The sequence below is a fragment of the Stutzerimonas stutzeri genome (assembly GCF_024448955.1).
GTDB lineage: Bacteria > Pseudomonadota > Gammaproteobacteria > Pseudomonadales > Pseudomonadaceae > Stutzerimonas > Stutzerimonas stutzeri_AQ.
On the sequence record NZ_JAMOIH010000004.1, the window covers coordinates 1 to 24,980 of the forward strand.

A 24,980-nucleotide genomic window follows, 5' to 3' on the forward strand; every position below is an offset into this window, starting at 1 on the left:
TGAACGACGAATAACGCCATACGGCGTTGCGGGACTTGGCAAGGGAGCAACCATTACCTGCGTCCCGCGCCTTGCCTGGCGACATTTGGCGCAGCAACGCGGCTCGCAACGAAACGTCAACAGCCCCTTACGTTCTGCCTGTATCACTGACATCCCGTCTGCAGCGTTACAACCGAAACAAGAAACTTGTGGCGCTATGGCACGATAACGAGAATTTCCATGTCCCCTAATGTTCTGAATATCGCCACAGCCTGCCTGTTCAACGAAGCCGGTCACATATTGGTCGTACGCAAGCGCGGTACACGCCTATTCATGTTGCCGGGCGGCAAGATCGAGGCGGAAGAAACACCGTTGCAAGCGTTGCGGCGCGAGCTGCATGAGGAGCTGGGTTTACGGATCGAGGAATCGCAACTGCAGGCGCTTGGGCATTTCCAGTCACGCGCAGCCAACGAGCCAGATCACTGGGTTGAAGCAGACGTTTTCGTAGGCCGTGTTGAAGGCGAGGTACAGGTACAGGCAGAAATCGAAGCGCTGGACTGGCTGGTACCTCGTACGCAGCAGCAGGAACATCTCGCCCCGCTGTTGCGCGAACAGGTACTTCCCGCTCTGCTCCAGCGGCTAGCAGCGGAAGAAAGTTGACACACCATCATCTGGTGCTGGCGCTAGGCTATGGAGAGATGGGATCACTTGCCGGAAAGGTTTCTTCTAGCGCCTCGTCCAGCTTATCTTCATCGGCCTCGTCTGGACGGCGTTTGATCTGGTCTTCTTGATCTGATGCCGGCTGGGCAGGTTGATTCGAGTCTTTGCCGTTCATGGTGAGCTCCTCTGAGTTTGAATCAGAACGTTAGGCCACCCAGCAAAGCAGTCGTTCGGCGGGATCGAATACCTATTCGCAGACAAAAAAAGGGGCGGGGTTTAATCCCCGCCCGCCTCCTTCCCTGTTTCCTTTATTTCCTGCTCGTCATCCTGACGCACCGCATCCAGCGGTTAATCCTGACCAACATCCTTGCTGGCCTGCGCTTGTCCTTAAGCACGGGTGCGATATTAAGGTTTTTGACGACAACTACAACTCTCAAAAATTCGTAATGGCTTTTGGATAAGGATGTGAGATTTTATTTTTATCCTTATTGATCAATCAGTTAATAAATAAAATTTTGGAAAGGGAGCATAGCCAGCAACGCTATTCACTCTTTTCTTACACGCTGCGTAAGCAAATGCTTACATGGCAAACAGCTTTCGAGGAAATACGACGAAACCAGGACTAACCCTATGGTTAGACCTGAGCTCACTTAGAAAAATATAAGCGTGGGAACGCCCCTTACGTTGCCGGTAAGGGGCGCCGTCCTTAGTGGAACAGGGATTCGCTCGACAGACCGTTACGCTCGAAGATCTCGCGTAACCGCTTAAGCGCTTCGACCTGAATCTGCCGTACCCGCTCACGAGTCAGCCCGATTTCCTGGCCGACCTCTTCCAGCGTGCAGCTTTCATGGCCGCGCAAACCGAAGCGCCGGATGACCACCTCGCGCTGCTTCTCGGTCAGGTCGGACAGCCATTGGTCGATGCTTTCCGACAGATCGTCGTCAAGCAGCAGATCGCAGGGATCGCTGGGCCGGTCATCGGTCAGGGTATCGAGCAATGTTTTGTCGGTGTCCGGCCCGAGAGACACGTCCACGGAGGTCACGCGCTCATTCAGCCCCAGCATCCGCTTGACCTCCGCGACCGGCTTCTCGAGCAGGTTGGCGATTTCCTCCGGGCTGGGTTCGTGGTCAAGCTTCTGGGTCAGCTCGCGCGCGGCACGCAAGTAAACGTTCAGCTCCTTGACCACGTGAATCGGCAAGCGAATGGTGCGGGTCTGGTTCATGATCGCCCGCTCGATGGTCTGCCGAATCCACCAGGTGGCATAGGTAGAAAAGCGGAAGCCACGCTCGGGATCGAACTTCTCGACAGCCCGTATCAGCCCCAGGTTGCCCTCTTCGACCAGGTCCAGCAAAGACAGCCCACGGTTGACGTAGCGCCGGGCGATTTTCACCACCAGTCGCAGATTGCTTTCGATCATGCGCTTGCGCCCTGCCGGATCACCCTTCTGAGCCAGACGTGCGAAATGCACCTCTTGCTCGGGAGTCAGCAGGGGAGAAAATCCGATTTCGTTGAGATACAGCTGAGTGGCGTCGAGCGCACGGGTGTAGTCGATGAACTTGTGTTGCTTGAGGGTCGCGGTCTTGGATCGGGTGCCCGTTGAACCGGCGCGGGAGATATCGCTGACTGGATCGGCGTCCGCGGACGGTTCCATGAGTAGAACGGCATCGTCTACGTCAAACTCCGGCACTTCTTTTTTGAGAGCCATTATTGTTTTCCTGTTCTGAGTTCGACAACAGGCTCGGGCGGCACGCACTCCCTGGTAACGCTCAAGCCCCTCCTAGTACCGGAACAGGTAGTAGCAAATCAGCGCTTTGGCAGGTATTGCAGAGGATCCACAGGTTTGCCTTGACGGCGAATCTCAAAATGCAGCTTCACCCGGTCGGTTCCAGTCGATCCCATCTCGGCAATGGTCTGCCCAGCTTTGACTTGTTGACCCTCCTGAACCAGCAGCCTGCGGTTGTGGCCGTAGGCACTTACATAGGTATCGCTGTGCTTGATGATCACAAGTTCGCCGTAACCCCGTAAACCACTGCCGGCGTACACAACAGCCCCATCAGAAGCAGCTAAAACAGGCTGTCCTAATTCCCCGGCGATATCAATGCCTTTATTCAAACTGCCGTTTGAGGAAAAACGACCGATTACAGCGCCGTTCGTAGGCCAGGCCCAACCGCTTGCAGAGCGCGCCACAGACTTGACTGGCGTAGTCGCAGCGGGAGGCTTGGCCGCCGGTACGCTGGGCCTCGTCAGCGGTGGCGGAATGGGCACGGGCGTAGTCACCACGGATGGCGATGTGCTGGCTGGCGGTGTGGGCGCAGGAGTCGGACGAGCGGCTACTGCCCGGGATTGAGTATGCCGAGTGAAGCGAATCGCCTGTCCCGGATGGATGACGTGCGGCGGGGGAATATTGTTGACTTGAGCCAGCTCCCGCCAATCCCAACCGAAGCGAAAGGCAATCGACCAAAGGGAGTCACCCCGTTGGACAATATAGTGGCCGCTGGTAACACGGTCGCGGCTGTTGCGATCGACGACATGTACGCCTCCGGACGGAGGACTGGCGCAGCCAGCAAGTAACGCACCCGCGAGCAGCGCGACAAGCGCACAACGTAAAGGCGGAATGCTCATCCACCGCATGCTAGCTGTGGCCTTCACGACGCGCTCCTTTTGATCGACAAGGCCGTTCAGACCGTTTGCACCGATGGCTGGCGCCGCCCGGCGAACCATTCGAGACCAAGGACGAGAACGATACCAACTACTGCCAGTGCTATCGCCAGCGCGAGTTGCGGGTCCTGTCCAGTCAGCTCGGCATAGGCGCCAGGCAGCAGGTTCTGCTCCAGCATCGGGATACGCTCGCCATGGGAGTCAATGCGCCAGGTCAGCGTCTCCTTCCATGGCCAAACCTTGTTCAGCGAACCCAGCATCAGGCCCGTAAGGAAGGTCAGCGTGAGGTCGCGCCAACGGTCGAGCATCCAGCTCAGCACACGGGCGAAACTGAGAATGCCCACCAGACAACCTGCCGCAAAAATCGCCATGACGGCTAGATCTAGATCCTTCACCGCGCTGAGTACGACCGGATACAGTCCCAGCAGCACAAGAATGAAGCTACCGGAGATGCCCGGCAGGATCATCGCGCAGATTGCAATGGCACCTGCGAAAAACAAACTCAAACTACTGCTGCTCCACTGCATCGGAGCGGCCACAGTTATTACGTAGGCGAAGACGACACCAAGGATCAGACCGACGATGCGTGACAGATCCCAGCGCTGAATCTCTTTGCCGACAAGATGCACCGAAACCAGTATCAGACCGAAGAAGAACGACCATACCGGGATTGGGTGTGCTTCCAATAGATAGGTGATCAGCTTCGCGAGGCTGAACACGCTGGTAAGAATTCCGCCGAATAGAACCAGAAGGAAATTCGCATTTGCCGTCGCCCATGCTTCCCGAATGCGGCCACGAAACAATAGCATCGCAGCGCCGGGTATAGCGCCGATCGACCGCAGCAATTCGTCATAGATGCCGGTAATAAAAGCGATGGTACCGCCAGAGACTCCCGGCACCACATCCGCCGCGCCCATCGCGATGCCCTTGGCGTACAACAACAACGTGTTTTTCATGCTTCCTTCCGCTGAGATCAAACTACAGGTCCATTGAGCAGCGGCACGAAGCGTACGGTATCCAGCAGATGGCGGGAAAAACCGTCTTCCTCTCGAATGATCAGCATCAGTTGCTGGACTTCGCCCACCCCGACCGGAATCACCAGCCGCCCGCCGGGAGCCAGTTGATCGAGCAAGGCTTGTGGCACGTCGGCTGCCGCCGCGGTAACGATGATGCCGTTATAAGGTGCCAATGCAGGCCAACCTTCCCAACCATCACCCCAGCGAAAGACCACATTACGCAATTTGAGTTCGACCAGACGCTCTTTTGCACGATCCTGCAGCGCCTGGATGCGCTCGACCGAGAACACCCGTTCGACCAGTTGTGCCAGCACAGCGGTCTGATAACCGGAGCCGGTACCGATTTCCAAGACCTTATCCAGCGGGCCGTCCGCAAGCAGCAGCTCACTCATGCGCGCGACCATGAACGGCTGCGAGATGGTCTGGTTGTGACCGATTGGCAGCGCGGTGTCTTCGTAAGCGCGATGCGACAGCGCCTCGTCGACGAACAGATGACGCGGCGTGCGTCGAATGACCTCAAGCACGCGAGGATCGGACAGGCCCTCCTCATACAACCGCTGAATCAGGCGATCGCGGGTGCGCTGCGAAGTCATGCCGGTGCCGTGGCGCAGCAGATCATCTTGTCCACGGTGATTCACAGTACGTCCTCCAGCCAGTTATCGAGCCCCTTGAACGCTTCATGGAACGTCCGATCGAGCTGCAAAGGAGTAATCGACACGTAGCCCTGCATCACTGCATGAAAATCGGTCCCTGGCCCACCATCTTCGACGTCACCGGCAACCGAGATCCAGTAGCCGTCCTTGCCCCGCGGGTTGGCCTGCTTAACCGGCGGTTTGGCCCGGCTACGGTGACCAAGGCGGGTCAACTGGATGCCGCGGATATGATCCAGCGGCAGGTTGGGCACGTTGATGCTGAGCACAGTACGTGGCGGCAGGTCGAGCTGATCGTGTTTCTCGACCAGCTTGCGAGCGATGTAGGCAGCCGTAGGCAGATTGTCCGGAGCGCGCGAGATCAGCGAAAACGCAAATGCCGGTTTGCCAGTGAAGCGGCCTTCGATTGCTGCAGCGACGGTGCCTGAGTACAGGACGTCGTCCCCCAGATTGGCGCCCAGATTAATACCGGAAACCACCATGTCGGGTGCTTCGTCGAGCAGCCCGTTCATGCCCAGGTGAACGCAATCGGTAGGTGTGCCGTTCACGCCGATGAAACCGTTCGGCATGGTCGTAGGATGAAGCGGGCGATCCAGCGTCAGCGCGCTACTGGCGCCGCTCATGTCCTGGATGGGGGCGACTACGCGGCACTCGGCATAATCGGCCAGCGCGTCATAAAGCGCGGCGAGCCCGGGTGCATACACCCCGTCGTCGTTGGCGATCAGAATACGCATCAGATGTCCGTCTGCCCTGCCAGGCTGACCAGCTCGCGTACCACAGCTGTGGCGAAGCATCCGGTCGGCAGGACGAATTCAAGTTGCAGAATGTCAGGCTCGGGATAATGCCACGACAAGCCGCCAATGGGGAGGCGAAGAATGCGCCGTTCATGCTTCATTCCAGCTTCTGCGAGCCACTTGGCGATTGCCGGTTCTGCCCCCGCGACATTCGATTCCAGCGCAGGTACCACGCCACCTGCGGGCGACTCACCGACGCCCCACAATGGGCCGGTGGGGTGCAGATCGAGAATGGCCAGACGCGGGTCGCTGCATTCGGCCTCGCCTGCTGGGAAGAAGCTGCGGCTGTCGGTAAAGGCCAGTAGATCACCCACCTGCGCCTTATCCCAGGTCCCGCTCGCGACACGCTCGGCCAAGACCCGATTGAACAAATAGCTGCGCCCCGCCGAGAGCAGCCGCGAGCGTAGGTTGCGCTGCACGGGAAGCTCCTGTCGCTCGGCATATTCGCGTGCGCCATGAACGTTGCTGCCCTCGAAGCCGAAGCGTTGCAGGCCGAAATAATTGGGCACGCCGTGCGTCTTGATTCGCTCGAGGCGCGCGTCCAGTTCAGCGTGTTCGGCCTGCAGTTGGGTCAGGCGCAGGGTGAAGCCGTTTGCCGAGTGGGCGCCGCGCTGCAGTTTGCGCTGGTGACGACAGGTCTTGAGAATCTTCAGCGTTTCGTCTTCAGCTCTATCCAAAGTGGGATCGGCCTTGCCCGGCAAATGCAGACTGAACCACTGGCGGGTCAGCGCTTGGCGATCCTTCAGACCGGCGTAGCTGATACTGCGTACCGGGACTCCGGCAGCGCGGGAGATGCGGCGCGCCGCTTCCTCGGTATTGAGATTGCGTTTCTCCACCCAAAGCCAGAGGTGCTCGCCTTCGCCGGACAACGGAATGTCCAGCACTTCATCGACTTGAAAGTCCTCGGCCACGCCCTTGAGCACCGCGCTGCCGCATGGCCCGCCATGCGCCTGCGGCCCGAGCAACTGATCTTCGGTCATGCGCGGACCAGCAGGGCGACGGCGTGCACGGCGATACCCTCTTCCCGCCCGACGAAACCCAGCTTCTCGGTAGTGGTGGCCTTGACGTTGACCTGATCCAACTCGACCTGCAGATCTTCGGCGATCAGGCCGCGCATGGCCTCGATATGTGACGCCATCTTCGGTGCCTGGGCAATGATGGTGGCATCGACATTACCGACCTTCCAGCCCTTGCTCTTCACCTGTTCCAGCACATGGCGCAGCAGCACGCGGCTGTCGGCGCCCAAGAACTGCGGGTCGGTATCCGGGAAATGCTTGCCGATATCGCCCAGCGCGGCGGCACCGAGCAGCGCGTCGCTGAGCGCATGCAGCAGCACGTCACCATCGGAATGCGCCAGCAGACCGAACCTGTGAGGAATCCGTACTCCACCGAGGGTGATGAAGTCGCCCTCGCCGAAGCGGTGCACGTCATAGCCGTGGCCAATACGCATAGTCAGAACACCCTTGAAAGATCAGCGGCGGATTCTACAGGAGACGTCATGGCTTGGCTCATCGGCTCCGGAGCCGGCATCAACGAGCGCGATAGTCACCATCAACCGAATCGATCCCATATCGTTATTCGACGATATATAGTTCGCCCCATCGCGATAAACCGAACCAGACGAACCCCATGCCCGACGACTTCGACGACATCATCAAGGCCCTCGCCCACCCGCTACGCCGGGAAATCCTGCAGTGGCTGAAGGAGCCACAACGGTACTTTCCCGAGCAATTCCATTCGCTGGAGAACGGCGTCTGCGCCGGGCAGATCGACCAGCGGGCCGGTCTTTCTCAATCGACGGTATCGGCCCACTTGGCCACCCTGCAGCGAGCCGGGTTGATTACCAGCCGCAAAGTCGGCCAGTGGCATTTCTTTCAACGCAATGAGCCGGTCATCCAGGGCTTTCTAGCCCGCATCGGCCAGGAACTCTGAATCTTCTATAGGAGCAACACCCCATGCCCACACTTTTCGATCCGATCCGCATTGGCGAGCTGGAACTGGCTAACCGCGTCATCATGGCGCCCCTGACCCGCTGCCGCGCCGAGCCCGGCCGCGTACCGGGTGAGCTGATGGTCGAATACTACGCCCAGCGCGCCGATGCCGGTTTGATCATCAGCGAAGCCACCTCGGTAACGCCCATGGGCGTCGGCTACCCGGACACGCCCGGCATCTGGTCCGCCGAGCAGGTGCAGGGCTGGAAGAGGATCACCGACGCGGTACATGCCAAGGGCGGCAAGATCGTGCTGCAGCTCTGGCATGTCGGCCGCATCTCCGACCCGCGCTACCTCGACGGCCAGCTGCCGGTTGCACCGAGCGCCATCAAGCCCGCCGGGCATGTGAGCTTGGTACGGCCGATGAAGGATTACGAGACCCCGCGCGCGCTGGAAACCGAAGAAATAGCCGGCATCGTCGAGGCCTACCGCAAAGGTGCCGAGAATGCCAAGGAGGCGGGCTTCGACGGCGTGGAAATCCACGGCGCCAATGGCTACTTGCTCGACCAGTTCCTGCAGGACAGCACCAACCAGCGTACCGACCAGTACGGCGGCTCGCTGGAAAATCGCGCACGCCTGATGTTGGAAGTCACCGATGCCGCGATCAGCGTTTGGGGTGCCGGCCGCGTCGGCGTACACCTGGCACCGCGTGCCGACTCCCACGATATGGGCGACTCCAACCGCACCGAGACCTTCGGCTACGTGGCCCGAGAGCTCGGCAAGCGCGGCATCGCGTTCATATGCACGCGTGAAAAAGCCGGAGAAGACAGTCTCGGCCCGCAGCTGAAGCAGATCTTCGGCGGCGTCTACATCGCTAACGAACGTTTCACCGGCGAACAGGCCAACGCCTGGCTGGCCGACGGCAAAGCCGACGCGGTGGCCTTCGGCATTCCTTATATCGCTAACCCGGACCTGGTCGAGCGCCTGCGCCAGGACGCGCCGCTCAACGAGCCCAAGCCTGAGCTGTTCTACGCCCAGGGCGCAGAGGGCTACACCGATTATCCATCGCTCTAGCTCCCAGCGATGGAAGGCCCGACCGGTAACTCCGGCCGGGCCTTTTTCGTTTTGATGGCAATCGTTCGGGGGCGTGGCGCCATCAGTACCCGTAGGCTGCAGGCTTATCTATGCCTAAACCAGATCAGATCTATTCGTAGGAGCGAGCTTGCTCGCGAATCGGGCCGCGATTCGCGAGCAAGCTCGCTCCTACAGTAAAGCGTCTGGGGGTGACCAATGATCGACGGCAGACCTCAGGCCTTCAGCGCCTCTGCATGATGACGCAGATGGTCATCGATGAAGCTCGCGATGAAATGGTAGCTGTGGTCGTAACCCGGTTGAATGCGCAGCGTGAGCGGATGCCCCGCTGCCTTGGCTGCGGCTTCCAGCGCCTCGGGCTTGAGCTGGTTGACCATGAAATCGTCACGATCACCTTGATCGACCAGAATCGGCAACTGTTCCCCAGCCTCGGCGATCAGTGCACAGGCATCCCATTCGCGCCAGCGCGAGCGATCCTCGCCCAGATAGCCGGAAAAGGCCTTTTCGCCCCAGGGGCAATTGGTGGGATTGGTGATGGGCGAGAAAGCCGAAACCGATAGATAACGCCCCGGATTCTTCAGCGCACAGACCAGCGCACCATGGCCGCCCATGGAGTGCCCACTGATGCCGCGCTTGTCGGACACCGGGAAATTCGCCGCGATCAGCGCCGGCAACTCATCGACCACGTAGTCGTACATGCGGTAGTGCTGCGCCCAGGGTTCCTGCGTGGCATTGAGGTAGAAGCCGGCACCCAGGCCGAAATCCCAGGCACCGTCCGGGTCGTCCGGCACGTCCGACCCGCGTGGACTGGTATCCGGTGCGACGATGATCAACCCCAGCTCTGCGGCCAGCCGCTGCGCACCGGCTTTCTGCATGAAATTCTCGTCGGTGCAGGTCAGTCCCGACAGCCAGTACAGCACCGGCAGCTTCTCGCCCTGCTCCGCCTGTGGCGGCAGGTAGACGGCGAACACCATGTCGCAGTTCAGGCTGCTGGAGCGGTGACGGTAGCGTTTGTGCCAGCCGCCGAAACTCTTGTTGCAAGAAATGTTTTCAAGGGTCATGGATATGCCTCGCGCCGGGTGGACAAGCCGTCTGGCGACGGCGTTATCCACCCCTACGGATCAGAAATGAATGACGGTGCGGATGCTCTTGCCTTCATGCATCAGGTCGAACGCCTGGTTGATCTCATCCAGCCCCATGTTATGGGTAATGAAAGTATCCAGAGGGATTTCGCCGTTCTGGGACTTTTCGACGTAGCTGGGCAGTTCGGTGCGGCCCTTGACGCCACCGAAGGCGCTACCGCGCCAGACGCGGCCGGTAACCAGCTGGAACGGACGAGTGCTGATCTCCTGTCCCGCACCGGCGACGCCGATGATGACCGACTCGCCCCAGCCCTTATGCGCGCATTCCAATGCGGCGCGCATCAATTGCACGTTTCCGACGCACTCGAAGGAATAGTCCACGCCTCCGTCGGTCATCTCGACGATGACCTCCTGGATAGCCCTGTCGTGATCCTTCGGATTGACGAAGTCAGTCGCGCCCAACTCTTCGGCGATGGGGAACTTGGAAGGATTAATGTCGATGGCGATGATGCGGCTGGCGCCAGCCATCTTCGCGCCGATGATCGCCGCCAGGCCGATGCCACCGAGACCGAAGATAGCCACCGTCGCGCCCGCCTCCACCTTAGCGGTGTTGAGCACCGCACCGATGCCGGTGGTAACGCCGCAGCCCAGCAGGCAGACCTTGTCCAGCGGCGCTTCCTTGGGAATCTTCGCGACCGAGACTTCCGGCAGCACCGTGTACTCGGAAAAGGTCGAGGTGCCCATGTAGTGGTAGATCGGCTCGCCCTGGTAACTAAAACGGGTGGTGCCGTCCGGCATCAGGCCCTTACCCTGCGTGGCACGTACTGCGCTGCAGAGGTTGGTCTTGCCGGAGGTGCAGAATTTGCACTGGCGGCACTCGGCCGTATACAGCGGGATGACGTGATCGCCCACTGCCACCGAGGTCACGCCCTCGCCAACCGCCTCGACGATGCCGCCACCCTCGTGGCCGAGAATGCAGGGAAACACACCTTCGGAGTCCTCACCGGACAAGGTGTAGGCGTCGGTATGGCAAACGCCGGTTGCAACGATGCGCACCAGTACCTCGCCGGCCTTGGGCGGCGCGACATCCACTTCGACGATCTGCAGAGGCTGATTGGGGCCAAAGGCTACGGCGGCGCGTGATTTGATGCTCATGAAGGACTCCTCTTGGTGAATGAAGCAGAGTGTAGTTTCATCCGTACGCTGGGTTAATGAGCTAAACGTGAAAACATTGTTGCCATATGGGGATAATCAAGCCTTTAAAAAGGAGTCCGACATGAATCGCTGGGAAGGTCTCGACGAATTCGTCGCCGTCGCCGAATGCGGCAGCTTCATGCGGGCCGCCGAGCAATTGCGGGTATCGTCCTCCCACGTCAGCCGCCAAGTGGCGCGCCTCGAAGAGCGCTTGCAGGCCCGCCTGCTCTACCGCACCACGCGCCGCGTCTCGCTGACCGAGGCAGGGCATACCTTTCTTTCCCGCTGCCAGCGCTTGATCGAAGAGCGCGACGAAGCCTTCCATGCCATCAGCGACCTGCACGCAGCACCCACCGGGCTACTGCGCATGACCGCAGCCGTGGCTTACGGCGAGCGCTTCATCGTGCCGCTGGTGAACGAGTTCATGGCGCAGCATCCGCAATTGCGGGTCGAGATCGAACTGTCCAACCGCACCCTGGACTTAGTGCAGGAGGGCTTCGATCTGGCCATACGCTTGGGCCGGCTCAGCGAATCGCGGCTAGTGGCGACCCGCATCGCGCCACGAGCCATGTACCTCTGTGCCGCGCCGGCCTACCTCGAACGCTACGGGCGTCCGCACACACTTTCCGAACTAGCGCGGCACAACTGCCTGGTGGGCACGGGCGATAGCTGGATGCTGCAGGTCGATGGTCGCGAGCAGCCGTTCAAACCCAGCGGCAATTGGCGTTGCAATAGTGGCCAGGCGGTGCTGGACGCCGCCTTGCGCGGCTTCGGCCTCTGCCAGCTGCCGGACTATTACGTGCAGGAGCCGCTGCGCCGAGGTGAGCTGGTGTCGCTGCTGGAAGCCAATCAGCCACCCAATACCGCCGTCTGGGCCGTCTACCCGCAGCGCCGCTATCCGCTGCCAAAGGTGCGCCTGCTGATCCAGGCATTGAAGCAAGGCCTGGCCAGTCGCCCGGAATACCGCAGCGGACGCAACTGAAGTGCTACGGCGCCGCGCGTCTGACTGCCTATTTCAGGAGGAACCCGCCTCCGTAGGCCACGTCGATATTGTGTAGCCGGTGCCCTTTGCGTTTGCCTGGAGCTACCCGGCGATTCAATCAGGAGGACATCATGCAGATTCTGGTGAACAGCAATCACAGCGTCAGCGTAACCAGCAACCTCGAGGAGCACCTGAAAGCAACTGTGGAGAGTGAGCTGGAGCGTTTCGATGATCAGCTGACCCGAGTCGAAGTTCATCTCAACGATGAGAACAGCGGTAAAAGCGGCCCCCAGGACAAGCGTTGCCAGATGGAAGCCCGAGTGAAAGGCCATGAGCCGATTTCGGCCACCCACAAGGCGGACTCCATGACGCTCGCCATCGACGGCGCCGCGGAAAAGCTCAACCATGCCCTGGCGCATGCCCTGGACAAACTCAACCATCACTGACCCGTCACTTGCCGAACCAGGCCATCAATGCCCGAGGGACCGAACCACCCGATTACGAAAGAGGCCATGCATGAACAGATTGCTCGATCGCGAAACCATGTCCCAGCTGCTGGCGAAGCGCGAGGCGCCATGCCTGTCGCTGTACCAGCCCACCCACCGCAGCTTTCCCGAGCGCCAGCAAGACCCGATCCGCTTCAAGCACCTGGTGCGACAGCTGGAAGATTCTCTCAAACAGCAAGGCCGAGGAGATCAGGCCAAATCGCTGCTCGAGCCGTTTTACGCGCTGATCGATGACGTCGACTTCTGGAACTCCAACCGCGACGGACTGGCTGTGTTCGGCGCCAAGGACTATTTCGAGGTGTTCCGCCTCCAGCGCAACGTACCTGAGCTGGCGGTCGCCAATGATCGTATGCACCTTAAGCCGCTGCTGCGCATTGCCCAATCCGCCGATCGTTACCAGATCCTCGCGATAACGCTGGATTCGGTACGCCTGTTCGAAGGCAACCGCGATGGTGTCGATGAAGTTCCGCTTGCCGACGGCGTACCGAAGACTGTGGAAGAGGCACTTGGCCGCGACCTGACTGAGAAAGGTCAAACAGGATTTCCGCAAGGTTATAGCCGCGCCAGCGAGCGTGGCGACCCCATGCAGGTTGAAAGCGGCGGGGCCGGGCGACAGGACGAAATCGATCGAGACCGAGAACGCTTCTTCCGCGAAGTCGATCGCGCCTTCCTTGAGCATCACAGCCGCAAGACCCGACTGCCGCTGATTCTCGCTGGACTCGCAGAACACCAGTCCCACTTCCGCAAGCTCAGTCACAACGAGTTTCTGTTACCCGACGGTATCGAAAACGATGTCTCCCTGCTCAGTCGGGACGAGCTGCGAGAAAAGAGTTGGATGGTAATGCAGCCGCGTTATATCAAACGCCTCGAAGGATTCATCAACCAGTACGGCGAATCGCACGGTCAAGGTCTGGCCACCGATCAGCTCGAACAGATCGGTCAGGCGACTCTGGAAGGTCGGGTGGCGACGTTGCTGGTCGAAGCTGATCGGCAGATACCGGGGATGGCGGACAAGCAGGAAGGCAAGGCGATAGCGGTCGACGATGGGTCAGCCACCACACCCGATCTGCTCGACGAGTTGACGATCTGGACGTTAGAACAAGGCGGCGAAGTGATCTCGGTGCCCACCGAGCGTATGCCAACCGCGAGCGGCGCGGCGGCGATCTACCGCTACTGATCAGTCACCGCCACGAAACTGCGAAAGAATCGCGCTTCACGACGCACAGCGCTGCGCAATCACGATTGCCAGCGCTGCTGCAGCCATTGCAGATCTTCTGGACGCGTGATCTTTAAATTATCTGAGCGCCCTTCTATCAGCCGCGGACTGAATCCCGCCCATTCCAGCGCGGACGCTTCATCAGTAACGGCTGCACCAGCTTCGAGCGCGTTGGTAAGCGCATCGCGTAACGCCCCGAGGTGAAACATTTGCGGTGTGAAAGCCTGCCATATCACGCTACGGTCGATGGTTTCCACGACTCGTCCGTCGGCACCTGCTCGTTTCAAAGTGTCGCGAGCCGGTACGGCGAGTAGCCCACCGACTGGATCGTCGCCCAGTTCGGCCAGCAGTTTGTCGAGATCCTGACGCGAGAGATTGGGCCGAGCGGCATCATGCACCAGCACCCAGTCGCCGTCTCGTGCGCCTAGCTCGGACAGACGATGTAGCCCGGCCAGTACCGAGTCTGCACGTTCGGCGCCGCCGTCAGCGCGTTGAATGCGAGGGTCCTTGGCGCAGTCCAGACTCGCCCAGTACGGATCATCGGCGGCCAAGCCGACGACCAACCCAAGCAAACCGGGATGGTCGAGAAAACAGCTGAGCGTATGTTCGATGACGCTCTTGCCGGCCAAGGGCAGGTATTGCTTAGGCCGATCGGCGCGCATGCGGCTACCGACACCGGCAGCCGGTATCACGGTCCAGAACTCCGGGAACATGGCCGTCCTTACTCTGTGAGCTGGAATAGCGTCTCGCCTTCCTTGACCATCCCAAGCTCCTGACGAGCACGTTCTTCGACGGTTTCCATGCCCTGCTTGAGCTCCATCACCTCAGCCTCAAGGATGCGATTGCGCTCGAGCAAACGCTGGTTCTCGCCCTGCTGCTCAGCGATCTGCTTGTTCAGTCCGCTGACCTGAGCAAGGCTCCCCTCGCCCACCCACAGACGGTACTGAAGACCACCCAACAACAGGATCAGAACGACGAACAACCAGTAGGGGCTACGCATGGACGGCATGGAACGGCTTCGGTTGGTTTCAGATGACGTGATATATGCAGCGGTCAGCGACATGGCCTGGCTTCCTTTGCTGGCGGGCGCATCGCCTCATTTCGACGGCGACCTTATCAGTGCTGAACGTTATCCACAAAAAAGGGCGACTAACGCCGCCCCTTTCTAGCATGCGAAGTATTAGCCGCGAAACTCGGCACGCCCCTTGTAGGCCGCTTTTCCGCCGAGCTGCTCCTCGATACGCAGCAGCTGGTTGTACTTCGAAACACGGTCAGAGCGGCACAGCGAACCGGTCTTGATCTGACCAGCGGCAGTGCCCACGGCCAGATCCGCGATGGTGTGGTCTTCGGTTTCGCCGGAACGGTGGGAAATCACCGCCGTGTAACCTGCGGCCTTGGCCATCTGGATGGCTTCCAGGGTTTCGCTCAACGAGCCGATCTGGTTGAACTTGATCAGGATGGAGTTGCCGATGCCCTTCTCGATACCTTCCTTGAGGATCTTGGTATTGGTCACGAACAGATCGTCGCCAACCAGCTGAACCTTGCTGCCGATCTTGTCGGTCAAAACCTTCCAGCCGTCCCAGTCGGACTCATCCATGCCGTCTTCGATGGAGACGATCGGATAGCGCTCGGACAGACCAGCCAGGTAGTCAGCGAAGCCGGCGGCGTCGAATACCTTGCCTTCGCCTGCTAGGTCATACTTGCCGTCCTTGTAGAACTCGCTCGATGCGCAGTCCAGCGCAAGGGTCACGTCATCGCCCAGCTTGTAGCCGGCCTTCTCGACGGCTTCGGCGATGGCCGCCAGCGCATCTTCGTTGGACGCCAGGTTCGGTGCGAAGCCACCTTCGTCGCCGACCGAAGTGCTCAGGCCACGGGCTTTCAGCACGGCCTTGAGGTTATGGAAGATTTCAGTGCCCATGCGCAGGGCATCGGCAAAGGTCTTAGCGCCGACGGGCTGCACCATGAATTCTTGGATGTCGACGTTGTTGTCGGCATGCTCGCCGCCGTTGATGATGTTCATCATCGGTACCGGCATGGAGTACTGGCCAGGCGTGCCGTTGAGGTTGGCGATGTGCGCGTAGAGTGGCAGATCCTGATCCTGGGCGGCGGCCTTAGCAGCAGCCAAGGACACGGCGAGAATGGCGTTGGCACCCAGCTTGGCCTTGTTGTCGGTCCCGTCCAGCTCGATCATTGCTCGATCCAGGGCCTTCTGGTCGACAGGGTCCTTGCCCAGCAGCAGATCGCGAATCGGTCCATTGATGTTGCCGATGGCCTTCAGTACGCCTTTACCCATATAACGGCTTTTGTCGCCATCGCGCAGCTCCAGCGCCTCGCGCGAACCGGTGGACGCACCGGACGGCGCACAAGCGCTACCGATGATGCCGTTATCGAGGATAACGTCCGCTTCCACGGTGGGGTTGCCACGGGAGTCGAGAACTTCACGCCCTTTGATGTCGACGATCTTTGCCATTTTTATTAACACTCCGTAGATAGCTTCAAGGCTTCAAGCAGTTTCGATTGGCGAAAAATTCTTGATCAGATCATCCAGCTGCTTGAGCTGGGTGAGGAAAGGCTCGAGCTTGTCCAGGCGCAAGGCGCAAGGACCGTCGCACTTGGCGTTGTCCGGATCAGGGTGCGCTTCGAGAAACAGGCCGGCCAGCCCTTGGCTGAGTCCAGCCTTCGCCAGATCGGTAACCTGGGCGCGACGACCGCCGGCAGAGTCGGCACGACCACCAGGCATCTGCAACGCATGAGTGACATCGAAAATCACCGGATACTGCATCCGCTTCATGATGTCGAAGCCGAGCATGTCGACGACCAGATTGTTGTAGCCGAAGGACGAGCCACGCTCGCAGAGAATCAATTGATCGTTACCGGCTTCCTCGCATTTGGCGAGGATGTGCTTCATTTCCTGCGGCGCAAGAAACTGAGCCTTCTTGATGTTGATCACCGCACCTGTCTTGGCCATGGCGACGACCAGATCGGTCTGTCGAGACAGAAAAGCCGGCAGCTGGATGATGTCGCAAACCTCGGCCACCGGCTGAGCCTGATGGGGTTCGTGTACGTCGGTGATCACCGGCACACCAAAGGTCTTCTTTACCTCTTCGAAGATGCGCATGCCTTCTTCCAGGCCTGGACCGCGGAAGGAGTTGATCGAAGAACGGTTGGCCTTGTCGAAGCTAGCCTTGAAGATGTAAGGAATGCCGAGCTTCTCGGTCACCTTCACATAGGTTTCGCAAATCTGCAGCGCCAGGTCGCGGGACTCCAGCACGTTCATGCCGCCGAACAGCACGAACGGCTTGTCGTTGGCGATCTCGATATTGCCGACGCGGATGGTCTTCTGGTTCATGCCTTGCTCGCCTTGTAATCCAGCGCCGCCTGAACGAAGCCGCTGAACAGCGGATGACCGTCACGTGGCGTGGAGGTGAATTCGGGGTGGAACTGGCAAGCCACGAACCATGGATGATCCGGTGCCTCTACAACTTCAACCAGCGCGCCATCGCCGGAACGCCCGGTGACCTTCAGACCGGCAGCCTGCAATTGCGGCAGTAAGTTGTTGTTCACTTCGTAGCGATGACGGTGACGCTCGACGATGCGCTCCGCGCCATAGCAGTCGAACACCTTGGAACCGGCTTCGAGGCCGCATTCCTGAGCCCCCAGGCGCATGGTGCCGCCCAGATCGGAAGCATCGCTGCGGGTCTCCACGGCGCCTGTCGCATCGGCCCACTCGGTGATCAGGCCCACCACAGGATGGGTACTGTCCTTGTCGAACTCCGTGGAGTTGGCGTCGGTCCAGCCGAGCACGTCACGGGCGAACTCGATCACCGCAACCTGCATGCCGAGACAGATCCCTAGGTAGGGGATCTTGTTCTCGCGCGCGTACTTAACGGTAGCGATCTTGCCTTCCACGCCGCGCAGACCGAAACCACCCGGCACCAGTATCGCGTCCATGCCTTCCAGCAGACCGGTGCCCTGATTTTCGATATCTTCGGAGTCGATGTAACGGAGATTCACTTTGGTACGGCTCTGGATGCCAGCGTGGCTCATCGCTTCGATCAGAGATTTATAGGCGTCCAGAAGTTCCATGTATTTGCCAACCATGGCGATGGTGACTTCCTTTTCCGGGTTCAGCTTGGCATCGACCACGCGGTCCCACTCGGAGAGGTCGGCGCCACCGCACTCCAGCCCGAAGCGCTCGACGACGAAATCATCCAGCCCCTGCGCATGCAGCATGCCGGGAATCTTGTAGATAGTGTCGGCGTCCGGCAGGCTGATCACCGCGCGCTCTTCGACGTTGGTGAACAGGGCAATCTTGCGCCGCGAGGACAGGTCGATCGGCACTTCAGAACGGCATACCAGCACATCCGGCTGCAGGCCGATGGAACGCAGCTCCTTCACCGAATGCTGGGTCGGCTTGGTCTTGGTCTCGCCAGCGGTGGCGATATAAGGCACCAGCGTCAGGTGCATCAGCATGGCGCGCTTGGCGCCGACCTCCACGCGCAACTGGCGAATCGCCTCGAGAAACGGCTGCGATTCGATGTCACCTACGGTACCTCCCACTTCCACCAAGGCCACGTCGGCATCGCCGGCGCCCTTGATGACGCGACGCTTGATCTCGTCGGTGATGTGCGGAATGACCTGGATGGTCGCGCCCAGGTAATCACCACGGCGCTCGCGGCGCAGCACGTCCTCATAGACGCGACCGGTGGTGAAGTTGTTGTTCTGAGTCATACGCGTGCGAATGAAACGCTCGTAATGGCCCAGGTCGAGGTCGGTTTCAGCGCCGTCGTGGGTGACGAACACCTCACCGTGCTGGAACGGGCTCATGGTGCCCGGATCGACGTTGATGTAAGGGTCCAGCTTGAGCATCGTGACCTTCAGGCCCCGCGCCTCCAGGATGGCCGCCAATGAAGCCGAGGCGATGCCTTTCCCCAATGAAGAAACAACACCACCCGTGACGAAGATGTAGCGCGTCATGAAAAACCCTAGAAGTCTGCGTTAAGCGGCCGGCGCCGCCGGGGGAAAGCGAAGGTGCCATTGCGCATCGAGCGGCAATAGCGCAACTGCCACGGATTCGAAGAAACCGCAGAAGCTGTATTGAGACGGGAGCGTAGTCTACTGGAAAGACCCCATCAGCTCAAACACGCATCACGCCGGCGGCGTCCAGACGAGTGACACCGGGGCGACATCGAATTGGGGCAGATTCGCGATTGCAATCAACTCGCCATCGAGATAGAGCAGCGGCAGGCGTGAACGGACGAATCCCGGCACCTGGGCTTCGTTGAGCAGGCGCTTCAGATCGCGTCTGCCACGTCCGGGTACTGTCATGCTCTCGCCGCCTTGCCGATAACGAATCTCGAACGCGCCCTGCATCGCTCCTTCGAGGCTCACCGCGCCGTTACCGGCCAATGCCAGCGTGGTGACCCTTCGCTCCAAGGGAAACGCACCTGCGACCGCTTCGAGCCAGGGCCCGTAAAGCCACCATAGCCGACGTCCGGCACGATGAAGCTCGCCGCCCTCCAAACGCCAGCGGGGCGTGGCATCCACAGCGGCATCGCGCAGCGCCTCCCAGCCGGCCCAGTGGTCGGTATCCGGCAACAGCGTGAAATCAGCCAGCCAGTGGCGTAGCGCATTGCGCTGTCTAGCCGAACTCAGTGAGCGCAGTACGGATAAGTCCAAGCTCCGCAGGGGAAGCCATGGCCAGTCATCTGGCGCTCGAGCCGCCAGTAGATCCATCTCGGCGAGCTCATCGAGCAGCGACTGCGCTTCGGCCAGGTGCGCAGCGGTTCGAGCCATGCTAGACGGCGCGCGCGGCCAGCGCTGCTTCAGCACCGGCATCACTTGGCGGCGAAGGTAGTTGCGCGAATGCACAAGGCTTGCGTTTGAGGGATCTTCGATCCATTCCAACTGTTGCGCGCGCGCGTAGGATTCCAAATCGGCCCGATCAATAGCGAGTAACGGCCGCACCAGCCTACCCTGTCCTAGTTCGCGACTGACAGGTATCGCTCCGAGGCCGCGCACGCCGGCACCACGCAGCATACGAAACAGCAGTGTTTCGGCTTGGTCATCCTGGTGCTGAGCCATGAGCAGCACCTCACCCTCGCCAAGTCTGTCGGCGAAAGCTTTGTAGCGAGCCACTCGGGCGGCGCGCTCGATACTCGCGCCTGTCGCTACCTGCACCGGCACGACTTCAAACGGAACACCCAAGCCATCGCAGATCTTCGCGCAGTGCGCAGGCCAGCTCTCGGCCACAGCCTGCAAGCCGTGATGAATATAAATGGCACTGAGCGGTGGCAAGTGGTGTTGCCGCCGCAGACAGGCCAAGGCATTGAGCAACACCGTCGAATCCAGCCCACCGGAAAAAGCAATGCGCCATGCCGGCGCATCGAGCCACGGTTTCAGAAAGCAAAGAAGATGAGATTCAAGTGCCATGCGCCTACGCTCGGAAAGGCGGAACGCCAAGGATAGGGCTGAAAACACGCGAAAGCAGCGCCGCCTGACCTTGCAAAAAGAAACGGCGGGCCTATGCCCGCCGTTTTTGTCATGCCATCACGCTCAAGCGATACCGTAGCTCATCAGACGATCATAGCGACGGGCCAGCAGCGCGTCGGTATCGAGGCTCTTGAGCATATCAAGCTGCGAGGTCAGCTCGTCACGCAACGATGCGGCCGTCACCGCGGGATTCCGATGCGCGCCACCCAACGGCTCAGGGATGACCTTGTCGACGATGCCCAGATCCTTCAAACGCTCGGCGGTAACGCCCATGGCCTCGGCTGCTTCCGGCGCCTTTTCGGCGGTACGCCAGAGAATCGAGGCACAGCCTTCCGGAGAGATGACCGCATAGGTGGAATACTGAAGCATGTTCAACTGATCGCAGACACCAATGGCCAACGCCCCACCGGAACCGCCTTCACCAATGACAGTCGCGATGATCGGCGTCTTCAAGCGGGACATCACGCGAAGATTCCAAGCGATCGCCTCACTCTGATTGCGCTCTTCGGCATCAATGCCCGGATAAGCACCCGGCGTATCGATGAAGGTGAGGATCGGCATCTTGAAACGCTCGGCCATTTCCATCAGACGGCAGGCCTTGCGGTAGCCTTCAGGACGCGGCATGCCGAAGTTGCGACGCACCTTCTCGCGGACTTCGCGGCCCTTCTGATGCCCGATGATCATCACCGGCTCACCGTTAAGGCGAGCCGTACCGCCAACAATCGCGGCGTCATCGGAGAAATGCCGGTCGCCGTGCAGTTCTTCGAACTCGGTGAAAAGATGTTTGACGTAATCGAGGGTATAGGGGCGCTGCGGGTGACGAGCCAGACGAGCGATCTGCCAGCTGGTGAGATTGCCGAAAATGCTCTCAGTGAGCGACTCGCTCTTGTCCTGCAGTCTGGCAATCTCATCGCCAATATTCAGCGAGTTGTCGTTACCAACCAGGCGCAATTCTTCGATCTTGGCTTGCAGGTCGGCGATCGGCTGTTCGAAATCGAGAAAATTCGGGTTCATAGTCATCCGTCATGCGTCGACGGCCAGGCGGCCGGGAAGCTGTTCCGTTTTTTGCGCCCTACCTTACGGGACGGACGCATTCAGGTCGAACAAAAAATGTTCGCAATTTTGACCGATTCAGGATCGGATCGTATCGGCGGTCATCCGGACCGGCTACCAGCATTGGCACGCCAATCCGTTACGTCCCGCTATCGGTATTGCAAAAAGACGTTGTCGCGCCCGAACTGGTCACGCAATGCCTGAATCAAGTTGTCTGCTGGGTCGATCCGCCAGCTCTCACCAAACTGCAACAACGCTCGTGCGTCGCTTCCGGTGTACTCCATTGTGATCGGGCAGGCGCCGCGGTGACGTCCGCAGACATCGGCCAGCCAGCGCACCCGATCGCCTTTCAGCGCATCGCCAGCGACCTTGACACGCAAGCTCTCAGCCAGCCCGGTACGAGCCTCTTCAAGACTCATGACTCGCTTGGCGCGCAGACGCAAACCGCCAGAAAAATCATCGTTACTGACCTCGCCCTCAACTACTACCAGGGCGTCAGTCTGCAGCAGCGCCTGGGCGCTGTTGAAAGCTTCGGCGAACAGCGAGGCCTCGATCCGCCCCGAACGATCATCGAGGGTGATGAAGCCCATCTTGTCGCCCTTCTTGTTCTTCATTACCCGCAGGTTGACGATCAAGCCGGCAATAGTCTGCTCACCACGTGCAGGGCGCAGATCGACGATCCGCTGCCGGGCGAAGCGGCGAACTTCGCCCTCGTATTCATCGATCGGATGGCCGGTCAGATACAACCCCAGCGTGTCTTTCTCGCCCTTCAGACGTTCTTTCAGCGACAGTTCGCGCGCATTGCGATGGTTGGCATAAACATCTGCCTCAGGCTCGGCAAACAGGCCGCCGAAAAGGTCCATGTGGCCACTCTCCGCGCTACGTGCCGTCTGCTCGGCCGCCTGAATGGCTTCTTCCATGGCCGACAACAGCACCGCACGGTTGCGGTCGATATTGGCTTGATATGCCTTGGGCTCGTCTGAGAAATAAGGGCCGAGGCGATCCAGCGCGCCACCCCGGATCAGAGCTTCCAGGGTGCGCTTGTTGATGCGCTTGAGGTCAACGCGACTGCAGAAATCGAACAGATCCTTGAACGGACCGCCCTCGTTGCGGCATTCGCAAATTGCTTCTACCGGACCTTCGCCGACACCCTTGATCGCACCAAGACCGTAGATGATCCGTCCATCGTCGCTGACCGTGAACTTGAACTCGGAATTGTTCACGTCCGGCGCATCGATGCGCAGCTTCATGCTGCGACATTCTTCGATCAGCGTGACCACCTTGTCGGTGTTGTGCATATCCGCCGACAGAACCGCGGCCATGAACGGCGAGGGATGATGCGCCTTGAGCCAGGCGGTTTGGTACGAGACTAGGCCGTAGGCAGCCGAGTGCGACTTGTTGAAGCCGTAGCCGGCAAACTTTTCCACCAGATCGAAGATGTTGCCCGCCAGATCGGCATCAATGCCGTTGTTAGCACACCCCTCGATGAAGCCGCCGCGCTGCTTGGCCATCTCCTCGGGTTTCTTCTTACCCATGGCACGGCGCAGCATGTCCGCCTGGCCGAGTGTATAGCCGCCCATCACCTGAGCGATCTGCATCACCTGTTCCTGGTACAGGATGATGCCGTAGGTAGGCGCCAGCACCGGCTTGAGGCCTTCGTACTGGTAATCCGAGTGCGGGTAGGAAATCTCCGCACGACCGTGCTTACGGTTGATGAAGTCATCGACCATGCCCGACTGCAGCGGCCCCGGACGGAACAGCGCAACCAGAGCGATCAGATCTTCCAGGCAGTCCGGCTTGAGCTTCTTGATCAGCTCCTTCATGCCGCGTGATTCGAGCTGGAATACCGCCGTGGTCTCGGCCTTTTGCAGCAGCGAGAAGGTGGGTTTGTCGTCTAGCGGGATGAAATCGATGTTCAGCGGTTCAAGGCCTTTCTTCGCCTGCTCGCGGTTGATCGTCTCCATGGCCCATTTGATGATGGTCAGGGTACGCAAGCCGAGGAAGTCGAACTTAACCAGGCCGGCTTGTTCGACGTCATCCTTGTCGAACTGGGTGACCAGGCTGCCGCCCTCGTCATCGCAAGCAATAGGCGCGAAATCCGTGAGTTTGGTCGGCGCGATCACCACCCCGCCCGCGTGCTTTCCCGTGCCGCGCGTGATGCCTTCGAGCTTGAGCGCCATGTCCCAGATCTCTCGGGCGTCCTCATCGACGGCAAGGAAATCACGGAGCGGCTCTTCCATCTCGTAGGCTTTTTCCAGCGTCATGCCAACTTCGAAGGGAATCATCTTCGACAGTCGGTCGGCCAGACCGTAGGACTTACCCTGAACTCGCGCAACGTCTCGCACCACAGCCTTCGCGGCCATGGTGCCAAAGGTGATGATCTGGCTGACCGCGTTGCGGCCGTACTTTTCCGCCACGTAGTCGATGACCCGGTCACGGCCGTCCATGCAGAAGTCGACGTCGAAGTCGGGCATGGAAATCCGCTCGGGGTTGAGGAAGCGTTCGAACAGTAGGTCGTAGGCCAGTGGGTCGAGGTCGGTAATCTTCTGCACATAAGCAACCAGCGAACCCGCTCCCGAGCCACGTCCGGGCCCCACCGGCACGCCGTTGTTCTTGGCCCACTGGATGAAGTCCATAACGATCAGAAAGTAACCCGGAAAGCCCATCTGGATGATGATGTCGAGTTCGAAATTCAGCCGGTCTACATAGACCTGCTTCTTCGTCTCGTAGTCAGGCGTGTCCTTGGGCAGCAGCACTTCGAGACGTTCTTCGAGCCCCTCGAACGAGACCTTGCGGAAATACTCGTCCATGGTCATGCCATCCGGCACCGGGAAATCCGGCAGGAAGTAGGTGCCCAGCTGTACTTCGATGTTGCAGCGCCTGGCGATCTCGACTGTGTTTTCCAACGCCTCGGGCAGATCACTGAACAGTTCCCACATTTCCTCGGGCGTTTTCAGGTACTGCTGATCGGAATAATTTCGCGGCCGCCGTGAATCATCCAGGATGCGGCTCTCGCCGATACAGACACGGGTTTCGTGGGCTTCGAAATCTTCCTGTTTGAGAAAACGCACGTCGTTGGTAGCCACCAGCGGAACGTCACAACGCTGAGCCAGAGCGACCGCCGCGTGCAGATGCTCCTCATCATTGACGCGACTGGTGCGCTGCACCTCGAGATAGAAGCGCTGAGGGAAAACTGTTTGCCACTCGGTCAGCAATGCCTCGGCTGTCGCCTCCTCACCTGCGAGCAGGGCGTGACCGATCTCCCCTTCCTTGGCGCCGGAGAGCGCGATCAATCCTTCGGCTGCGGCCTTTACCCAATCGCGCTCGATGATGATCTGATCGTTGCGCTGCCCCTCGGTCCAGCCGCGCGATACCAACTCGGTGAGGTTCCGATAACCTTTGCCGTTCATCGCCAGCAACGTCAGCCGACTGAGCGGGCCGTCTTCGTCGCGACCGGCAAGCCAGATATCGGCACCACAGATCGGCTTGATCCCGGCTCCTTGCGCAGCTTTGTAGAACTTGACCAGCGAGCACATGTTGCTCTGATCGGTGACGGCCACCGCCGGCATGCCCGCGCCAGCAACCGACCTGACCAGCGGTTTGACCCGCACCAGACCATCGACCAGAGAATATTCGGTGTGCAGACGGAGATGGACGAAGGAGACGGGCATGAAA

At 59.9% G+C, this 24,980-nt stretch carries 23 protein-coding genes and 1 pseudogene; 6 read left to right on the forward strand and 18 right to left on the reverse strand.

Going from position 1 to position 24,980, the window contains the following annotated elements; translation table 11 throughout:
* The first annotated feature begins 219 nt into the window (after positions 1–219).
* Positions 220–639 carry an NUDIX hydrolase gene (locus NA645_RS05035; protein ID WP_256047831.1) on the forward strand — a complete coding sequence of 140 codons (420 nt, stop codon included), beginning with the start codon at positions 220–222 and terminating at the stop codon, positions 637–639.
* Between the two features lie 28 nt (positions 640–667).
* On the opposite strand, the gene NA645_RS05040 is transcribed toward NA645_RS05035, so the two are convergent.
* From NA645_RS05040 to ispF, 8 genes are all read right to left on the reverse strand, one after another.
* Positions 668–814 carry a hypothetical protein gene (locus NA645_RS05040; RefSeq protein ID WP_256047832.1) on the reverse strand — a complete coding sequence of 49 codons (147 nt, stop codon included), beginning with the start codon at positions 812–814 and terminating at the stop codon, positions 668–670.
* A 531-nt stretch (positions 815–1,345) separates the two neighbouring features.
* Positions 1,346–2,344: an RNA polymerase sigma factor RpoS gene (gene rpoS, locus NA645_RS05045; protein WP_256047833.1), complete on the reverse strand. Its 999-nt coding sequence runs from the start codon at positions 2,342–2,344 to the stop codon at positions 1,346–1,348.
* Between the two features lie 98 nt (positions 2,345–2,442).
* A complete protein-coding gene (locus NA645_RS05050; RefSeq protein ID WP_256048085.1) occupies positions 2,443–3,261 on the reverse strand; it encodes a peptidoglycan DD-metalloendopeptidase family protein in 819 nt (272 codons plus the stop codon).
* Positions 3,262–3,317: 56 nt separating this feature from the next.
* On the reverse strand, positions 3,318–4,253 hold the full coding sequence (locus tag NA645_RS05055; protein ID WP_256047834.1) for a DUF368 domain-containing protein: 936 nt from the start codon (positions 4,251–4,253) through the stop codon (positions 3,318–3,320).
* A gap of 17 nt (positions 4,254–4,270) precedes the next feature.
* Positions 4,271–4,906, reverse strand: coding sequence for a protein-L-isoaspartate(D-aspartate) O-methyltransferase (locus NA645_RS05060; protein WP_029404859.1), 636 nt, complete (start codon positions 4,904–4,906; stop codon positions 4,271–4,273).
* Between the two features lie 41 nt (positions 4,907–4,947).
* Positions 4,948–5,697, reverse strand: coding sequence for a 5'/3'-nucleotidase SurE (surE, locus tag NA645_RS05065; RefSeq protein WP_181102627.1), 750 nt, complete (start codon positions 5,695–5,697; stop codon positions 4,948–4,950).
* Complete coding sequence (gene truD, locus NA645_RS05070; RefSeq protein WP_256047835.1) at positions 5,697–6,737, reverse strand: tRNA pseudouridine(13) synthase TruD; 1,041 nt, start codon at positions 6,735–6,737, stop codon at positions 5,697–5,699. Before truD ends, surE begins: the two co-directional genes overlap by 1 nt.
* The gene (gene ispF / locus NA645_RS05075; protein WP_256047836.1) at positions 6,734–7,207 is read right to left on the reverse strand and encodes a 2-C-methyl-D-erythritol 2,4-cyclodiphosphate synthase; all 474 of its coding nucleotides are present in this window, start codon (positions 7,205–7,207) and stop codon (positions 6,734–6,736) included. The genes truD and ispF overlap by 4 nt, the downstream gene beginning before the upstream one ends.
* A 179-nt stretch (positions 7,208–7,386) precedes the next feature.
* On the opposite strand from ispF, the gene NA645_RS05080 reads away from it, so the two are divergent.
* On the forward strand, positions 7,387–7,689 hold the full coding sequence (locus tag NA645_RS05080) for an ArsR/SmtB family transcription factor (protein WP_256047837.1): 303 nt from the start codon (positions 7,387–7,389) through the stop codon (positions 7,687–7,689).
* Positions 7,690–7,712: 23 nt separating this feature from the next.
* Positions 7,713–8,762: an alkene reductase gene (locus NA645_RS05085; protein ID WP_256047838.1), complete on the forward strand. Its 1,050-nt coding sequence runs from the start codon at positions 7,713–7,715 to the stop codon at positions 8,760–8,762.
* Between the two features lie 233 nt (positions 8,763–8,995).
* Here the strand turns inward: NA645_RS05085 and fghA are convergent, their stop codons facing one another.
* On the reverse strand, positions 8,996–9,841 hold the full coding sequence (gene fghA / locus NA645_RS05090; protein ID WP_272891982.1) for an S-formylglutathione hydrolase: 846 nt from the start codon (positions 9,839–9,841) through the stop codon (positions 8,996–8,998).
* A 60-nt stretch (positions 9,842–9,901) separates the two neighbouring features.
* On the reverse strand, positions 9,902–11,017 hold the full coding sequence (locus tag NA645_RS05095; RefSeq protein ID WP_256047839.1) for an S-(hydroxymethyl)glutathione dehydrogenase/class III alcohol dehydrogenase: 1,116 nt from the start codon (positions 11,015–11,017) through the stop codon (positions 9,902–9,904).
* 121 nt (positions 11,018–11,138) lie between these two features.
* Here NA645_RS05095 and NA645_RS05100 point away from each other — a divergent pair, with 121 nt between their 5' ends.
* The 3 genes and pseudogenes from NA645_RS05100 to NA645_RS05110 all read left to right on the forward strand — a co-directional run bounded on the left by NA645_RS05100 (position 11,139) and on the right by NA645_RS05110 (position 13,721).
* On the forward strand, positions 11,139–12,038 hold the full coding sequence (locus tag NA645_RS05100; protein ID WP_256047840.1) for a LysR family transcriptional regulator: 900 nt from the start codon (positions 11,139–11,141) through the stop codon (positions 12,036–12,038).
* 131 nt (positions 12,039–12,169) lie between these two features.
* A pseudogene (gene hpf, locus NA645_RS05105) lies at positions 12,170–12,472 on the forward strand (ribosome hibernation-promoting factor, HPF/YfiA family); the annotation flags it as partial.
* A gap of 82 nt (positions 12,473–12,554) precedes the next feature.
* On the forward strand, positions 12,555–13,721 hold the full coding sequence (locus NA645_RS05110; protein WP_256047842.1) for a hypothetical protein: 1,167 nt from the start codon (positions 12,555–12,557) through the stop codon (positions 13,719–13,721).
* Between the two features lie 59 nt (positions 13,722–13,780).
* Here the strand turns inward: NA645_RS05110 and ispD are convergent, their stop codons facing one another.
* The 8 genes from ispD to dnaE all read right to left on the reverse strand — a co-directional run bounded on the left by ispD (position 13,781) and on the right by dnaE (position 24,976).
* A complete protein-coding gene (gene ispD / locus NA645_RS05115) occupies positions 13,781–14,473 on the reverse strand; it encodes a 2-C-methyl-D-erythritol 4-phosphate cytidylyltransferase (protein WP_256047843.1) in 693 nt (230 codons plus the stop codon).
* 8 nt (positions 14,474–14,481) lie between these two features.
* A complete protein-coding gene (gene ftsB, locus NA645_RS05120; protein WP_131648951.1) occupies positions 14,482–14,760 on the reverse strand; it encodes a cell division protein FtsB in 279 nt (92 codons plus the stop codon).
* A gap of 180 nt (positions 14,761–14,940) precedes the next feature.
* A complete protein-coding gene (gene eno / locus NA645_RS05125) occupies positions 14,941–16,230 on the reverse strand; it encodes a phosphopyruvate hydratase (RefSeq protein WP_256047844.1) in 1,290 nt (429 codons plus the stop codon).
* 33 nt (positions 16,231–16,263) lie between these two features.
* Positions 16,264–17,109, reverse strand: a complete 846-nt coding sequence (gene kdsA / locus NA645_RS05130) for a 3-deoxy-8-phosphooctulonate synthase (RefSeq protein WP_256047845.1) — start codon at positions 17,107–17,109, stop codon at positions 16,264–16,266.
* Positions 17,106–18,737: a CTP synthase gene (locus NA645_RS05135; protein ID WP_256047846.1), complete on the reverse strand. Its 1,632-nt coding sequence runs from the start codon at positions 18,735–18,737 to the stop codon at positions 17,106–17,108. Before NA645_RS05135 ends, kdsA begins: the two co-directional genes overlap by 4 nt.
* A 171-nt stretch (positions 18,738–18,908) precedes the next feature.
* Positions 18,909–20,192 carry a tRNA lysidine(34) synthetase TilS gene (gene tilS / locus NA645_RS05140; protein WP_256047847.1) on the reverse strand — a complete coding sequence of 428 codons (1,284 nt, stop codon included), beginning with the start codon at positions 20,190–20,192 and terminating at the stop codon, positions 18,909–18,911.
* A gap of 123 nt (positions 20,193–20,315) precedes the next feature.
* A complete protein-coding gene (locus NA645_RS05145; protein WP_256048087.1) occupies positions 20,316–21,266 on the reverse strand; it encodes an acetyl-CoA carboxylase carboxyltransferase subunit alpha in 951 nt (316 codons plus the stop codon).
* Positions 21,267–21,454: 188 nt separating this feature from the next.
* Positions 21,455–24,976, reverse strand: a complete 3,522-nt coding sequence (gene dnaE / locus NA645_RS05150) for a DNA polymerase III subunit alpha (RefSeq protein WP_256047848.1) — start codon at positions 24,974–24,976, stop codon at positions 21,455–21,457.
* Positions 24,977–24,980 lie beyond the last annotated feature (4 nt).

Bases quoted from the DNA above. Each gene is read 5' to 3' on its own strand.
- eno (WP_256047844.1), bottom strand. From the start codon at position 16,230: ATGGCAAAGATCGTCGACATCAAAGGGCGTGAAGTTCTCGACTCCCGT.
- truD (WP_256047835.1), bottom strand. From the start codon at position 6,737: ATGACCGAAGATCAGTTGCTCGGGCCGCAGGCGCATGGCGGGCCATGC.
- NA645_RS05035 (WP_256047831.1), top strand. From the start codon at position 220: ATGTCCCCTAATGTTCTGAATATCGCCACAGCCTGCCTGTTCAACGAA.
- NA645_RS05095 (WP_256047839.1), bottom strand. From the start codon at position 11,017: ATGAGCATCAAATCACGCGCCGCCGTAGCCTTTGGCCCCAATCAGCCT.
- kdsA (WP_256047845.1), bottom strand. From the start codon at position 17,109: ATGAACCAGAAGACCATCCGCGTCGGCAATATCGAGATCGCCAACGAC.
- ispD (WP_256047843.1), bottom strand. From the start codon at position 14,473: ATGTTCCCGGAGTTCTGGACCGTGATACCGGCTGCCGGTGTCGGTAGC.
- ispF (WP_256047836.1), bottom strand. From the start codon at position 7,207: ATGCGTATTGGCCACGGCTATGACGTGCACCGCTTCGGCGAGGGCGAC.
- NA645_RS05080 (WP_256047837.1), top strand. From the start codon at position 7,387: ATGCCCGACGACTTCGACGACATCATCAAGGCCCTCGCCCACCCGCTA.
- NA645_RS05060 (WP_029404859.1), bottom strand. From the start codon at position 4,906: ATGACTTCGCAGCGCACCCGCGATCGCCTGATTCAGCGGTTGTATGAG.
- ftsB (WP_131648951.1), bottom strand. From the start codon at position 14,760: ATGCGTAGCCCCTACTGGTTGTTCGTCGTTCTGATCCTGTTGTTGGGT.
- NA645_RS05145 (WP_256048087.1), bottom strand. From the start codon at position 21,266: ATGAACCCGAATTTTCTCGATTTCGAACAGCCGATCGCCGACCTGCAA.
- NA645_RS05110 (WP_256047842.1), top strand. From the start codon at position 12,555: ATGAACAGATTGCTCGATCGCGAAACCATGTCCCAGCTGCTGGCGAAG.
- NA645_RS05100 (WP_256047840.1), top strand. From the start codon at position 11,139: ATGAATCGCTGGGAAGGTCTCGACGAATTCGTCGCCGTCGCCGAATGC.
- NA645_RS05055 (WP_256047834.1), bottom strand. From the start codon at position 4,253: ATGAAAAACACGTTGTTGTTGTACGCCAAGGGCATCGCGATGGGCGCG.
- NA645_RS05040 (WP_256047832.1), bottom strand. From the start codon at position 814: ATGAACGGCAAAGACTCGAATCAACCTGCCCAGCCGGCATCAGATCAA.
- surE (WP_181102627.1), bottom strand. From the start codon at position 5,697: ATGCGTATTCTGATCGCCAACGACGACGGGGTGTATGCACCCGGGCTC.
- rpoS (WP_256047833.1), bottom strand. From the start codon at position 2,344: ATGGCTCTCAAAAAAGAAGTGCCGGAGTTTGACGTAGACGATGCCGTT.
- fghA (WP_272891982.1), bottom strand. From the start codon at position 9,841: ATGACCCTTGAAAACATTTCTTGCAACAAGAGTTTCGGCGGCTGGCAC.
- NA645_RS05135 (WP_256047846.1), bottom strand. From the start codon at position 18,737: ATGACGCGCTACATCTTCGTCACGGGTGGTGTTGTTTCTTCATTGGGG.
- NA645_RS05085 (WP_256047838.1), top strand. From the start codon at position 7,713: ATGCCCACACTTTTCGATCCGATCCGCATTGGCGAGCTGGAACTGGCT.
- dnaE (WP_256047848.1), bottom strand. From the start codon at position 24,976: ATGCCCGTCTCCTTCGTCCATCTCCGTCTGCACACCGAATATTCTCTG.
- NA645_RS05050 (WP_256048085.1), bottom strand. From the start codon at position 3,261: ATGAGCATTCCGCCTTTACGTTGTGCGCTTGTCGCGCTGCTCGCGGGT.
- tilS (WP_256047847.1), bottom strand. From the start codon at position 20,192: ATGGCACTTGAATCTCATCTTCTTTGCTTTCTGAAACCGTGGCTCGAT.